Here is a 14,683-nt window from a genome sequence, read left to right on the forward strand (position 1 = left end):
TATCCGACCGGGTTGTCTTTATCGACCAGGGGAACATTGTCGAGCAGGGGCCGCCGGAAGAAGTGCTGGAAAATCCGGAAACGAAACGGCTTCAAACGTTTTTGCAGCATTTTCGAAATGGCTATGAATAAATAAACATGATCCTTTTGCAAACTTGCAGAAGGATCATTTTATTTCTAAAATGAAAATCATATTTATGATCATGAACGAGCTAAAAAGGGTGATTTGATGGAAAAGCTTTCGGTTGTTTCATTGCTTAACGTCATTGGCAAGTTGTTTTCAGATGAAATTTCAATTGCTGTGTCCAATACAAAAGAATATATATACTATCGTCCGAGCAAACGGGTTGATTTAAAAATCAAGCCGGGGGATCCGATTAAGGAAGGGACGATCGCGCATAAGGCCATTACCTCGAAGCAAAAGGTCTCAGAGTTTATTCACCGTGAAGTGTACGGAGTGCCTTATCAAGGCATGGCGGTTCCTTTCGAAGATGAGGGAAAACTGGAGGGCTGTGTGACTGCCATTTATCCGGCTTATACAAAAGGGAAGTCAGTTGTAACAATCAAAACGAATGACGGCTGGATTCCTGTCCCTTTTGAAAAAGTGAAGTATCTGGAAGTAAAAGATCGAAAAACACATGTATTTGCAGACGGCTTTTCGGGAACGCATAAGGACCCGCTGCAGGAATTTGAATACTTATTGCCGAGGGACATGTTTATCCGCTGCCATCGGTCATTTATCGTTAACGTTCACCATATACAGGCGATTTATCCGGACACTCACTCCACATTTATCCTGGAAATGGATCATCAAACGAGAATTCCCGTCAGCCAATCGTACTCCAGCTATTTTCGAAAAATGCTTGGTTTTTGAAAAAGTTTCTGCTTCAGCCATTATATTTTGTCGCTTAAATGGCATTTTTCTTGTAATAGGCTTGTTTTCTCCCAAAGATTCATGCTTAAGCTAAAATAATTTTTAACTATATGCGCAAGAAAGAGGGATATCATTGGGTATAAAGGATGATCGCATCAGAGACCCCCGTCTATGGGACCGCGTTTGTTCGGCTGCAGAAGCGGCCGCCTGGATCAAGGATGGGATGACATTGGGATTGAGCGGTTTTACCCGTGCGGGTGATGTGAAAGCGGTTCCTTTCGCTTTGGTTGAACGGGCAAAACAAGTACCATTAAAAGTCAATGTGTTCACAGGGGCATCTCTAGGGTCCGATATTGATAAAATATTTGCCGAGGCTGGCATGATACGTAAACGTTTGCCTTTTCAGGCAGATTCTGTGATGCGGCAAAAGATCAATGAAGGTGAACTGTTATTTGTTGACCATCATCTTTCTCATACGGCTGAATATGTCAGGGAAAATACGATTGAAGCGATTGACGTAGCGATATTGGAAGCGATTTCGATTACAGAAGACGGAATGGTGATCCCCACAACATCCATAGGGAATTCCTTGTCTTTTGCGAAACACGCCAAATCGATCATCATTGAAATCAACATGGCGCAGCCGCAACAATTGGAAGGGCTGCATGATTTATTTGATCCCGAAAAACAGGGTGAGCGCTTGCCCATCCCGCTAACGAAAGTGGATGATCGGATTGGTACGGTCGGAATTCCTATTGATGTTGAAAAAGTAAAAGGTATTGTATTGACAGACCAACTGGATTCTCCATCCGCTATCGTGGCACCGGATGATGAAACGCAAATGATGGCTGGCCACTTGATTGGGTTTTTGCGGAAGGAAATCAAAGCGGGCCGGTTGACCAAACGTCTCGCTCCGTTACAATCAGGGATCGGTTCGGTGGCCAATGCGGTTCTTCACGGCATGCTTGATTCCGAATTTGAAGATTTGGAAATCTACTCCGAGGTTCTTCAGGACGCCGTATTTGATTTAATGGACGCAGGGAAGGTGCGGTTTGCTTCCTGTTGTTCCATTACTTTATCCGAAAAAAAAATGAACCATGTTTTTGGGCAGTTTGAAAAATATCGGGACAAGCTCATCATGCGTCCGCAAGAGTTGTCCAATCACCCGGAAATCATCCGAAGACTCGGATTGATTTCGATCAATACGGCTTTGGAATTTGATTTATATGGCAATGTGAACTCCACGCATGTATCAGGAACGAAAATGATGAACGGGATTGGCGGTTCCGGAGATTTTGCCCGGAATGCCCGGCTGGCCATTTTTGTAACCAAGTCGATTGCCAAAAACGGCGACATTTCCAGTATCGTCCCATTTGTGTCGCATGTCGACCATACAGAGCATGATGCAGATATTGTCGTTACAGAACAGGGATATGCGGATCTCAGAGGATTGGCACCAAGAGAAAGGGCGCCGCTAATCATAGAAAATTGTGCCCATCCCATGTATCGTGACCAGTTATGGGCGTATTACAGCGAAGCTTTGGAACGGGGCGGACAAACGCCGCATGTTTTGGAAAAAGCCTTCTCCTGGCATATCCGTTATAAAAATAACGGAACGATGCTTGAACAGATCAAAGAAAAGGAAATGGCATGAGCCTTTGGGCCGTGCCTTTTTTTGCCTTTCATTACTTTTTATCCTCCGTTTATTTCGCCCTTTATATATCTGCTTCTTGATTATAATCGGCAAGCAAACACGCACCCTTTCCTTTTGACAGTAAGGCAGCGAAAATAAAGAAAGGAATTACAATCATCAGATGGACAATCACTCCGGCCATACCAGTTGCCTTCTTCTCTTTATCACTTTTATTTCCTGTACCGATAGCCCCGTGCTTTCTGCTTCATCCTCTATCAGGTTCCCTTTTCCATTTTTTGTACTATCCTTGATCCCCCTTTAAATAAAAGACGTTAAAACGGTCCCACGTTGCTTCCATTTGCTCCAGCCGGGCTCTGGCTTCGTCCATTCGCTCTTTACCCACGCTGATAATGAGTGCATTAATCAGGCTGAGCGGTGCTGTAAATGAATCGATGAATGACGGCATTTGGCTAGACGCGGTTAAGGCGATATCCGCATGCGGAATGAGCGGGGAGAGCAGGCTGTCCGTAATGCAAATTGTTTTGGCTCCTTTTTCCCTGGCAAAAGCGAGTGTTTGTATGGTGCTGTTCGTATAGCGCGGGAAACTGATTCCGATGACGACGTCTTTTTCCCCCAGGTTGTACAATTGCTCCGAAAGGTTTTCAACAGACCGGACGATCTCGGACTTCCCCAAAATGATATGCAAATAATATTGAAGAAAGATGCCCAGAGCCGCAGCACTCCGATTAGCGGCAATATAAATGTTTTTGGCTGTTTCAAGCATGTGAACTGCTTGATAAAATTTTTCAATGTCCACTTGGTCAATTGTGGATTTAATATTTTCAATGTCATCGTTGAAAATGTTGTAAAACCATTGTTCCTGATCATTGTACACATCTGCTGTCATTTTAAGTCTGTCAGTTGTGGTGAGCTGCTTTTGAATGGAGTTCCGCATATGGGTTTGCATCTCGGGATAACCGGAATAGCCGAGAAAGACGGCGAAGCGGACGACCGTTGCTTCACTGACACCTGCTTTTTTGGCAAGGGCCGCCACATTCAAAAATGGAACGACTGTCGTGTTCTCCAAAATATAATGGGCGATTTTTTTATACGCTTTGCTCATTTCTGGCACCTTTTCTGCCATATGCCGGTAAATATTTTGTGTTTTCATTTTATTCATTCCCTTCTCTAAAAAAGCAATAGGAAGCTTTTACAATATACCTTAATGGAATGCGGCCATTTTTGCAATAAATATTTCATTTTGTTTTCATTTAGAAATAAATTTTTAATTAGGTGTTTTGAGTGTATAATGAAATATATATTTCATACACTATAAAAAGTGTAAAAAAAATTCCTTTACGAGGTGCTATTGATGGCAATCAGTGAAAGAAGTGCAGGGTTAAGGCGTTTTATGGAAAAAACGCCAAGGTCCTTGGAGCTTTATAAAAAGGCCCTGGATGTTATGCCGGGCGGTGCGACTGCAAACATTAAATTCTTTTCGCCGTATCCGATTGCAATGGAAAAGGGCCAGGACAGTTATTTGTACGATATCGACGGGAACGAATATATTGATTATCTTTTGTCTTATGGGGCTTTAATTTTGGGGCATGGCCATCCGGAAGTTGTCGAAGCTGTCCGTTTGCAATTGGAAGAGTCGGGTACTTACCTTTTCGGCGCACCTCACAAGCTTGAAATCAAAATGGGCGAAAAGATTAAGCAGCTTTATCCAAGCATGGAACGCTTAAGATATACAAATTCAGGTACGGAAGCAACCTTGCTGGCGATTCGTCTGGCATATGCTTATACAGGAAAAAATAAAATCGCCAAGTTTGAAGGGCATTACCACGGCGGATATGATCAGGTATTGGTCAGCGTTAACCCGTCCCTGAACGAGGCCGGTCCGGCTGACAGTCCAAGTCCAGTCACCGAATCAATGGGTGTGGACCCGTACCATGAGGAGCATACCATCATTTTGCCGTTTAATGATTTGGATGCGACATATGACATTTTGCAAAAAAATAAAGATGAATTGGCCGCGGTTATCATTGAGCCCGTCCAGGGAGGATTTATTCCGGCCACCCAAAGCTTTATGGGCGGGTTGAGGAAAATGACGGAAGAAATGGGCATGCTCCTTATATTTGATGAAGTCAAAACATGTTTCAGGCTGGGTCTTGGCGGAGCACAAGCCCATTATCAAATTGCACCTGACCTGACGACCCTCGGAAAAGCGGTTGGCGGTGGATATCCCATTGGAATCACCGGAGGAAGAAAGGATATTATGGACTTGAGCGCACCGAAAGCGTCTGCAGATGTGTTTGACGCTAGCAAAAACCGCTATTCCGGCTCCAGGGACGTATTATTCCACAGCGGCACTTATAATGGGCATCCGGCCATTTTGGCTGCAGGATTGGCGACGATCAACGTTTTGGAAAGGGAGATGCAGCATATTCACGATGTTGCAGCCAAATTGAAAGCGGGCATTACCAAGTTGTTTTCCGAACGGGGCATCGCCATGCAAACGTTGGGGCTGGGCTCCATATTTAATATTGTTATTACAGATCAAAGCGAGATATCCAATTACCGCGATCTTCAAAAGGCGGATTTCGCCTTCAGAAGAGAACTCGATTTTCTGCTGCTGGCCGAAGGCATTTATACAAAGCCGTTGAACCGCTACAGCATATCGGCGGCACATGGGGAAAAAGAAATCAGCAGAACATTGGAGGCTTTTGAAGGGGCGTTGCGGAAGCTTTGCTAAACGAGCGAGACAATTAATTAAGAGAGAAGGGGAGATCCCTCTCTCTTTGTTTACGCTTTGGGCTGCTGCTGGGTAATGCAGTGAATATTGCCTCCGCCAAGAGACACTTCACGTGTATTCACTGTCACGATCTTCCGGTCAGGATACATCTGTTTAAAAATGCTTACTGCCTCTTCATCTTTCGGATCGCCAAATGCCGGCAATACAACCCCGCCATTGCATAAATAGCAATTGACGTAAGTAGCAATAAAAGTTGTGTTGGCCGAACGGTCAAAAGCATCAGCGGCAAAGTCGATTTCCCGCGATTCTTCCTCGGTGATAGCAATTTGTTTCGGCATTGGAAGTTTATAGATTTTTAACTTTCTTCCTTTGGCGTCTGTTTCCTGCTCCAATTGTTTATATGCTTCACGAAGAACTCCATAGTGCGGATGTTCAGGGTCGTCTGTCCAGCCGATGGCGACTTCGCCGGGACGTACATAAAATAGTACCTCATCTACGTGTCCGTCTGTCTCATCATCAACAAGGCCTTCTTTGATCCAAATAATTTTTTCGATATTCAAATACTCTTTCAGCTTTTCCTCGACTTCCTCTTTTGACATGTGCGGATTCCGGTTTGGATTCAACACGCACTGTTCCGTCGTGATGAGCGTTCCTTCGCCGTCAACGTGGATGGCTCCGCCTTCCAAAACGAAATCTTTTGCATCATATCGATCTATGTTTTCAATTTCCATTACTTTTTGTTTAACAAGCTGATCCTTGTCCCATGGGAAGTAAAGACCTTCATCCAAACCTCCCCATGCATTGAACTGCCAATCTATGCCGCGCACTTCACCTTTGTCATTTTTGACAAAAGTGGGCCCGATATCACGCATCCATGCATCATTGGACGAAATTTCGACTACCCTGATATCGTCGTCCAAAAGGGCGCGGGCATTTTCAAATTGTTCTGCGTTGACACACACCGTAACCGGTTCAAATTGCGAAATCGCTTTCGCCACCTCCGCAAAAGCTCTTTGTGCAGGTTTAGCTCCAGATCTCCATGTGTCCGTTCTCATTGGCCAAAGCATCCATGTACCTTCGTGTTCCTCAAATTCGCCGGGCATTCTGAAGCCGTCTTTTCTTGGTGTACTATTTATGGTCTGTGCCATCATGATCCCCTCCATGAATATTCATTAATACTATATGCAATTTCCGTGCCATAAAGAAAAGCGCAAGTGCCTTGTTCATCGACGTCCAGACTGGAGCGCCCCGACGCTTAAAGTCCATATTTTTTTAACCTTCTTAGATAGGAAGACTGGGTCAATCCCAAAGATTGGGCTGCCTTTCTCGTAGAAGGATATTTCGTCTTCGCTTCTTCTATCAATCTTCTCTCAATTTTTTCCAAGTATTCCGAAAGGCTTTGGTTATTCAGCTTCCGGACGGAATGGTCCATGAATTCCTCGTATAAAATTTTATCCGGAAGGTCTGAAACCGTGATTATATCTGATTTTGCGGTTACAATCAAACGCTCAATCATATTTTCGAGCTCGCGGATATTTCCCGGCCAGCTATAGTTTTGAAGGTATTCAAGCACTCCGCCATCCAAAGTCGACTTTTTCATATATTTATCATTAAAAAGGTTTAAATAATGGTATACAAGCGGCGGGATATCTTCTTTCCGTTCCCGGAGTGCCGGTATTTGGATAGACACGACATTCAGCCGGTAATACAAATCTTCCCGGAACCGTTTCTCCTCGACCAATTTGTGCAGGTCCTGATTGGTGGCGGCGATAATTCGAATATCGACTTTCTTAACCTCAGTGCCCCCGACGGGAATAAACGATTTGTCCTGGACCAATTGCAGCAATTTCGGCTGCAGGGACAAGGGCAGTTCAGCGATTTCATCCAAAAATAATGTGCCGCCGTCCGCCTTTTCAACAAGCCCTTTTTTACCGCTTTGACTTGCCCCGGTAAAAGCCCCTTTCTTATAGCCGAAAAGCTCCGATTCCAAAAGATTTTCCGGAATGGCCCCACAATTGATTTGGACGAAATTCTTATCTCTTCTTGTACTGTGTTTGTGGATTTCGCCGGCAATCAAGCTTTTGCCTACGCCGGATTCTCCTGTTAGTAAAATCGTTGCATCAACAGTCGATACACGATTTACCAGATCTAGCAGTTCTTCGTTGCTCTTGCTGTTGCCAATGATGAGTTGGCTTGCTTTTTCCCTCTGCTGCTGCTTTTTCATTTCCTGAAGCTCTTGCCAATATTGCCGCATGAGCGCTTCCGCTTTTTCCAGCTTAAAGGAGTTCTTCACCGTTTCGGTAATATCTTTAACTTGAACGAGAATATATTCGGTATTGTCTTCTTCGATTTTTACGAGATAGCCGGTCGCCAAAAACTGGCGGTCCTTGGAGGTTTGGACTTTCGTTACGACGACTTCACTGTCTTCCAATATGATTTTCGTCACGGAAGGGGTGAAAAAACCGTTGTTCTCCAGGTCATTCACATGCCTGCCGATGATCTTGGAGCGGGGTGCACCGATTTGCTTCGTGCTCGTATCATTGCACCAAAGCGCAATGCCATTTTTGTCAGCTATGAAAATACCATCATTTAAATGATTGAAAACTTGATGGAAATGCCGATCGTTAAAAAAGTGGTTTTTCATAAAAAGATCCTCCTAATCTATCGAAAACGATTCGATTTCGAATCATTTCTATTCGTTTTCGGTGCAAAATTATTATACATTACTATCCTATTAAATGAAAAGGTTTTATTTTAAAGTAATTTAACTTTGGCACGCTTCTTGCATTATTATTTAAATGAGGAGGATGCGTATGGAAAAGACATTATTAAAAGTAAACAGAGAACGTTTGCTTGAAACGTTAAAAGTAAGCTCTTCCATCGGCTCAACCGGAAATGGCGGGTTAAACCGCCTGGCATTGTCGGAAGCCGATAAAAACATGCGCGATATATTTGTCGACTGGTTAAAAGAGGAAGGTCTTGAGGTCAGAATAGACGATTTCGGTAACATATATGGAAGAAGAAAAGGCAAAAAAGACGGTCCGTCCGTTGCCATCGGCTCCCACTTGGATACGCAGCCTTGCGGTGGAAAATATGACGGTATTTTGGGTGTTTTATGCGGACTGGAAGTGATCCGCGTTTTAAATGAAAACAATATCGAAACGGAATACCCTGTGGAAGTTATCAATTTTACCAATGAAGAGGGGGCACGCTTCTCACCTCCAATGCTCGGATCCGGGGGAATTACCGGAAACTTTGCAAAGGATTTTATTTATGGGATCAAAGATGATGAGGGAATTTCCTTTGAACAGGCTTTAAATGAAATTAACTATATGGGAGATATTAAAAACCGTATAACAAACATCAAAAATTTTATTGAACTGCATATTGAGCAGGGCCCTGTTTTACATGAAAAACATAAAACAATTGGTATTGTCCAGGGTATCCAAGGTAATGACCTATTCACGGTAAAGGTGACTGGAAAGACGAACCATGCAGGTCCGACCCCGATGGAGAATAGGCGCGATGCACTTGTAGCGGCATCCAAGATGATTGTAAAAGTAAATGAGATTACGAATGAAATCCCCGGTTTAAAAACGACCGTCGGAAAAATGAACGTGAGGCCGAACGTCACAAACGTTATTCCCAGCGAGGTGGAATTCACAATTGATATCCGCCACGAGGACAATGATCTGCGGTCTCATGCATTCGAAAGATTAAAGGAGCAGCTTAGTGCCATTGCGCTGATGAGCGAAGTGGAATTGACGATCACAACCGATTGGAATTCAGAGACGACCTTATTTGCGCCGGCCGTTAAGGATGCCATCAAAAAGGCGGCGGACGAATTTGGATATTCATCGATGGAATTGTTCAGCGGCCCGGGCCATGATGCCAAATATATGGCAGGCGTGGCAGATACGGGCATGATTTTTGTTCCAAGCATTGACGGAATCAGCCACAACGAACAGGAATTGACGTTGGATGATGACATTGAAAAAGGGGCGAACGTCCTTTTGTATGTGGTACAAAAGCTGGCTGAGGCCAAGCTATAAAAAAAATCTTAAATATAAGGAGAGATTTTGATGAGCAACGAAAAATTGTTTAACGAACTATCTGCACTTGATAAAAAGCATATTATTCATCCGTCTACCAATCCAAAGCTTCATTCTGAAATCGGACCGAAATTAATTTTTGAAAGCGGAGAAGGCATCTATTTAAAAGACTTGAAAGGCAAAACATACATTGACGGCGTATCCATGCTTTGGAACGTGAATGTGGGCCATGGTGTGAAAGAATTGGCTGAAGCTGCTTATGAACAAATGGAAAAAGCGGCTTACACAACCACTTTCTATGGCTATTCGAATGAAGCGTCCGTTCGTTTGGCTGAAAAAATTGCCAAAGTCACACCTGGTGACTTGAACGCGATTTTCTATACATCCGGCGGATCTGAATCAAACGATACGGCTTTTAAATTGTCCAGATCATACTGGGATATTAAAGGCAAAAAAGACAAGAAACTCATTATTTCTTTAAGAAGAGGCTATCACGGGGTTACCATTGCAACCCAAAGAGCAACTGGAATCGACGCTTACCGTGAATTCTCCGGATCAGGGGACCCTAATATCGTAAACGCGAAACCTCATTTGACCGAATGTGAGCTTGGCGACAAGAGCCATCCGGAATACGAAGGCTCTATCAGAAGCATCATTGAAAAAGAAGGTGCTGATAAAGTTGCGGCTGTCATCGTAGAACCAGTCCAGGGTGCCGGCGGGGTACACGTTCCTCCAGAAGGTTATCTGAAAGCAGTCCGTGCACTTTGTGATGAGTTTAACATCCACATGATTGCCGACGAAATCATTTGCGGATTCGGAAGAACCGGAAAAATGTTCGGCGTAGATCATTGGGATGTAATTCCTGATTTCATTTGTGCGGCAAAAGGGATGACAAGCGGATACGTACAGCTTGGCGGCGTCATCATGAGAGAAGAAATCAGAGACACATTCTTCACATACGATGGTATGCTTCCACACGGATTTACGTACAGCGGACATCCAACAGCTTGTGCTGTCGGTTTGAAAAACCTCGAAATCCTTGAGCGCGACGGCTTGATTGAAAATGCAGCTGCCATGGGAGAAGAGCTCCAAAAAGGTTTGAATTACTTGGAAGACAAATATGCTTTTGTTGGAAATACAAGAGGCAGAGGCCTTCTTGCCGGATTCGATTTGATGGAAGATCCGGAAGCAGGCAAGCCATTTGACGGATCTATCAAAGCAGCTGCAACAGTTGTTGAAGAGTCCTATAAGCGTGAATTGTTAATCAGGCCATTTGATTTCACTCCTGGAATGAACATCGTAGCAATCGCTCCTCCGCTCGTCGTGCAAAAAGACGAAGTGGAAAAAATCATCGCAATCGTTGACGACGCGTTGGGAGCATTTGCGAAGACGATATAAGAAGAAAAGCAGAGGGCGACGTTTAGCGACGTACAGACTGGAGTGCCTTCGACGAGATAAAGGAAACACGGCGACGAAGGAGCCGATGTTGACTTATCGTAGGAAAGCTACTACTCGAGATGGCCTCGTGTGATGCTTCCTCGAGTTGGCGCCGTGCAGCTTTGCGACGAGGGGAGCATATACTTCCTCGAGTAAGCTGCGCCGCAGGAGCACATTAGGCGCGAAGTCTGCTAGTCGCTGGAGCCCGCAGCTAGACAAGAAGAAAAGCGAAGGCTCTTGTTCAGTAGAGGCCAGATTGAGAAATAGCTGGCTGAGTTTCTCAGCCAGTCAACTTTTTTAACGTAAGGGGATGTAATGATGACAACGAGTGAAACTTTGACCCTTCATCCGAAAGTAACCGAGTTTTTAAACGGTCCAAGAAAATTATTCATAGATGGCGGCTGGCATGAATCAGTAGACGGCCAAACGTTTGAAACGATCAACCCGGCAACTGGGGAAGTATTGGCACATGTGTATGAAGCACGTGAAAAAGATATTGATAAGGCAGTGGAAGCTGCTTCCCAAGCGTTTGAAGAAGGGCCTTGGTCCAGAATCAGTGCAGCTGATCGTGCCAAGTTAATGCATAAATTGGCTGATTTAATGGAAAGAGATTTTGAGGTTCTTGCTCAGTTGGACACGCTGGACAACGGTAAACCGATCCAGGAAATGAGAAATGCCGATTTGCCTGGAGCCATTGATCAGCTCCGGTATTTTGCTGGATGGACGACAAAAATGACTGGCCAAACCATTCCGGTTTCCAATTCATTTTTTAACTATACTCGCCACGAGCCTGTTGGTGTGGTCGGCCAAATCATTCCTTGGAACTTTCCGATTATGATGGCGCTATGGAAAATTGCACCGGCGCTTGCCACAGGCTGCACCATCATTTTAAAACCGGCGGAACAAACGCCTCTTTCTGCTTTGTATTTGGGCAAGCTGATTGAAGAGGCCGGTTTCCCGGATGGAGTTATAAACATTGTTCCCGGGTTTGGGAAATCAGCAGGTGATGCACTTGTTAAACATCCGAAGGTCAATAAAATTGCATTCACCGGTTCTACACCTGTCGGAAAATCCATCATGAAAACGGCAGCGGATACGATGAAACGTGTAACGCTGGAGCTCGGCGGTAAATCACCGAACATCATTTTGCCTGATGCCGATCTTGATAAAGCGATTCCTGGGGTATTCAACGGAATTATGGCCAACCAAGGGGAAGTATGCTGCGCAGGATCAAGGGCGTATATTCCTGAGCAAATGTATGATGAGGTAATGGAAAGGCTTGCCGATTATGCGAAAAATGTCAAATTAGGTAATGGTTTGTCGGAAGATACGCAAATGGGGCCGCTCGTTTCCGCAAGACAGCAAGACATCGTCACTTCCTACATCCAAAAAGGTATTGAGGAAGGCGCAAAACTCTTGGCTGGCGGTGAAAAATTGGACAAAGGATATTTTGTCCAGCCAACTGTCTTTGCAGCGGAGGATAACATGACCATTGCGAGGGAAGAAATTTTCGGCCCTGTCGTCGCTGCAATGAAATATAAAACGATCGACGAAGTCATTGAACGTGCGAACAACAGCCCGTTCGGCCTTGGTGCAGGCGTGTGGACAGAAAACCTGAAAAATGCCCACGTTGTTGCCAGTAAACTAAAAGCTGGTTCTGTATGGGTCAACTGCTACAATCTCACAAATGCGGCGATGCCGTTTGGAGGTTATAAGCAGTCCGGCGTCGGGCGTGAAATGGGCTCTTATGCCTTGGAAAATTACACAGAAGTTAAAAGTGTTTGGGTCAATTTGGATTAACCGGGAGCCGGCCTGTCATTGCCAGGCCGGATTCCGCATAAAAACCAGGGAATTGGCCGCATCATGAAAACGCATTCATTATGTTGTCATTTCTCCATTTAAACTTGAGAGGTATGATTTTTTATGGGAGAAACCAATCAAATTGAAAGAAAATTAAAGTTAATACACGTTGTTGCCATTGGTCTAGCCTACATGTCTCCTATGGCAGTGTTTGATACATTTGGCATCGCGTCGGATGTGTCGTCCGGACATGTGCCGGCTGCCTATATTGTTGTTTTTATTGCCATCCTGTTTACTGCGCTGAGTTACGGAAAGCTCGTCAGGCAATTTCCCAATGCGGGGTCGGTCTATACGTATACGAGAAATATTATCAATCCTTACTTGGGTGTCATCGTCGGCTGGGTCACCTTTATAGCTTATATTGCACTGCCAATGATCAATGCTTTGCTTGCTGATATTTATCTGTCGGCAGGATTTCCCGAAATGCCTGGTTGGGCCTGGATTGTGGGCCTGATTGCGATCATCAGCTTCCTGAACATTTTTGGCGTAAAAATTGCTGCATCTGTTAACATGCTGCTTGTTATATTTCAAGCGTTGGTTGGAGTCATTTTTACTTATCTTACCATTCGTTCAATCGCCAAGGGACCTGAGAGCTTTATTACGATTGGAGAGCTTTTCCCTTCCGGAGACGAGTTTTCGGGCCTATTTGGAGCAGCGGCCTTGCTGGCTTTGTCGTTTATTGGATTTGATGCGATTACAACGCTATCGGAAGATACAATAAACCCGAAAAAAACCATACCTAAAGCGATTCTTCTTGTGGCAGGAATTGGCGGCGTTTTCTTTTTCGGTGTTACTTATTTTATGCAGTCTCTGTTTCCTGACGTTTCCATTTTTAACGATATTGAAGGAGCCTCTCCGGAAATTGCCGTGATGATCGGCGGCAACCTATTCTTGTCCTTTTTCCTTGCAGGAGCGTTGTTTTCGGTGTTTGCGTCGGGTTTGGCGGCACAGCTCAGCGCCTCAAGGCTTCTATATGCCATGGGAAGGGACGGAGTGCTTCCGAAGCGTTTCTTTGGATACCTGCATCCGAAATATAACTCTCCCGTAGCCAACATCCTGCTTATCGGAGTTTTATCACTCTCGGCTATTTTTCTCAGCCTGGAAGCGGCAACTTCTCTTATCAATGTAGGGGCATTCACTGCTTTTTCATTTGTGAATCTTTGTGTCATCATCAACTTCATTAGACATCAGGGACCTCGTTCATTTGGTTTGGCTGTAAGCAGCCTTCTGTTTCCATTAATCGGTTTGGCATTTGTCGTTTATTTATGGATCAACCTTGATGTCTTTTCAATTATAGCAGGCATTATCTGGGCGTTGCTGGGCACAATTTACCTGGCCTTTACAACCAATTTCTTCAAAAAAGAGCCGCCGCAAATTGCTTTTGATGAATTGGAGGCTTAAACACCTTACTGATGGACAGGGATCGTTTGCATCCCTGGTCATCATTTTTTAACCTGAAAAATGGAGTCTTTTGTTTCTTTAATAGATAAGTGAAGCGGTTTCGCATCGACTTTGTTCTAAACCGAAGCGGAAAAGCAGTTAATCGCAACAAAACAGGCAGATCCCAATAAGTATTTATTTGAATGATTTGGGATTGAAACACCTAATTGCCGGGAAAATGCTCTACAAAATCATCGGCGAACTATAGCGAAGCGACTCCGCTTCGATTTATATTTATTCCTAATAATAGATGTTGAATTTAAAAGGATATTAATGATGGCACAGCATTTGCATCATTATTATGGTGAAGAAAACGGATAAGAGGCTGCTGAAACTAAATTCACATTAAAAAATAACCGAATTTGGTCAGGTATATTATGATCTTTTTTCAGTCGTCCCCTTATACTAATTCAGTAATTTTATTAATAAAGGGAGGAAGTGATAAAAAGGTTTTTTATATTTGAAGTTTTAAAAAAATAAAAAAATACCAAAAATTAGGGGTGAAATGTTGTGAATAGGATTTTACGTAACAATAAGCTGTCTTTTTTAGTATTAACCCATCTTCCGCATATCAATAAATGTAGAAATTTGAATTGTTTTGTTTAATAAAAGGAATCCTGATTCACTGCGTCG

General features: G+C 43.9%; 10 protein-coding genes. 7 read left to right on the plus strand and 3 right to left on the minus strand.

All coding sequences use genetic code 11. The annotated features are described in order from the left end of the window. Window positions 1-228 precede the first annotated feature (228 nt). Together AB1L08_RS18645 and scpC are read left to right on the plus strand one after the other, a co-directional pair. Complete coding sequence (locus AB1L08_RS18645) at window positions 229-873, plus strand: LytTR family DNA-binding domain-containing protein (protein WP_413066142.1); 645 nt, start codon at window positions 229-231, stop codon at window positions 871-873. Window positions 874-1,006: 133 nt separating this feature from the next. Then, complete coding sequence (scpC, locus tag AB1L08_RS18650; protein WP_413066143.1) at window positions 1,007-2,527, plus strand: succinyl-CoA:acetate CoA-transferase ScpC; 1,521 nt, start codon at window positions 1,007-1,009, stop codon at window positions 2,525-2,527. Window positions 2,528-2,807: 280 nt separating this feature from the next. Here the strand turns inward: scpC and AB1L08_RS18655 are convergent, their stop codons facing one another. After that, window positions 2,808-3,677: a MurR/RpiR family transcriptional regulator gene (locus tag AB1L08_RS18655; protein WP_413066144.1), complete on the minus strand. Its 870-nt coding sequence runs from the start codon at window positions 3,675-3,677 to the stop codon at window positions 2,808-2,810. Window positions 3,678-3,878: 201 nt separating this feature from the next. Between AB1L08_RS18655 and AB1L08_RS18660 the strand changes: the two genes are divergently transcribed. After that, entirely contained in the window at window positions 3,879-5,261 is a 1,383-nt protein-coding gene (locus AB1L08_RS18660; protein WP_413066145.1) for an aspartate aminotransferase family protein, read from the plus strand. A 50-nt stretch (window positions 5,262-5,311) separates the two neighbouring features. Here the strand turns inward: AB1L08_RS18660 and aguA are convergent, their stop codons facing one another. Then, a complete protein-coding gene (aguA, locus tag AB1L08_RS18665) occupies window positions 5,312-6,409 on the minus strand; it encodes an agmatine deiminase (RefSeq protein ID WP_413066146.1) in 1,098 nt (365 codons plus the stop codon). A 107-nt stretch (window positions 6,410-6,516) separates the two neighbouring features. Then, window positions 6,517-7,905, minus strand: coding sequence for a sigma-54 interaction domain-containing protein (locus AB1L08_RS18670; protein WP_413066147.1), 1,389 nt, complete (start codon window positions 7,903-7,905; stop codon window positions 6,517-6,519). Window positions 7,906-8,074: 169 nt separating this feature from the next. Here AB1L08_RS18670 and AB1L08_RS18675 point away from each other — a divergent pair, with 169 nt between their 5' ends. The 4 genes from AB1L08_RS18675 (at window position 8,075) to AB1L08_RS18690 (ending at window position 14,011) form a co-directional block, all read left to right on the plus strand. Continuing rightward, complete coding sequence (locus AB1L08_RS18675) at window positions 8,075-9,313, plus strand: M20 family metallo-hydrolase (protein ID WP_413066148.1); 1,239 nt, start codon at window positions 8,075-8,077, stop codon at window positions 9,311-9,313. Window positions 9,314-9,343: 30 nt separating this feature from the next. Beyond that, window positions 9,344-10,711: an aminotransferase family protein gene (locus AB1L08_RS18680; RefSeq protein WP_413066149.1), complete on the plus strand. Its 1,368-nt coding sequence runs from the start codon at window positions 9,344-9,346 to the stop codon at window positions 10,709-10,711. 357 nt (window positions 10,712-11,068) lie between these two features. Then, window positions 11,069-12,550: an aldehyde dehydrogenase family protein gene (locus AB1L08_RS18685; protein ID WP_413066150.1), complete on the plus strand. Its 1,482-nt coding sequence runs from the start codon at window positions 11,069-11,071 to the stop codon at window positions 12,548-12,550. A gap of 123 nt (window positions 12,551-12,673) precedes the next feature. Beyond that, window positions 12,674-14,011 carry an APC family permease gene (locus AB1L08_RS18690; RefSeq protein WP_413066151.1) on the plus strand — a complete coding sequence of 446 codons (1,338 nt, stop codon included), beginning with the start codon at window positions 12,674-12,676 and terminating at the stop codon, window positions 14,009-14,011. Window positions 14,012-14,683: the final 672 nt, after the last annotated feature.

It is taken from the genome of Siminovitchia jepli (assembly GCF_047228825.1).
Lineage (GTDB): Bacteria > Bacillota > Bacilli > Bacillales > Bacillaceae_C > Siminovitchia.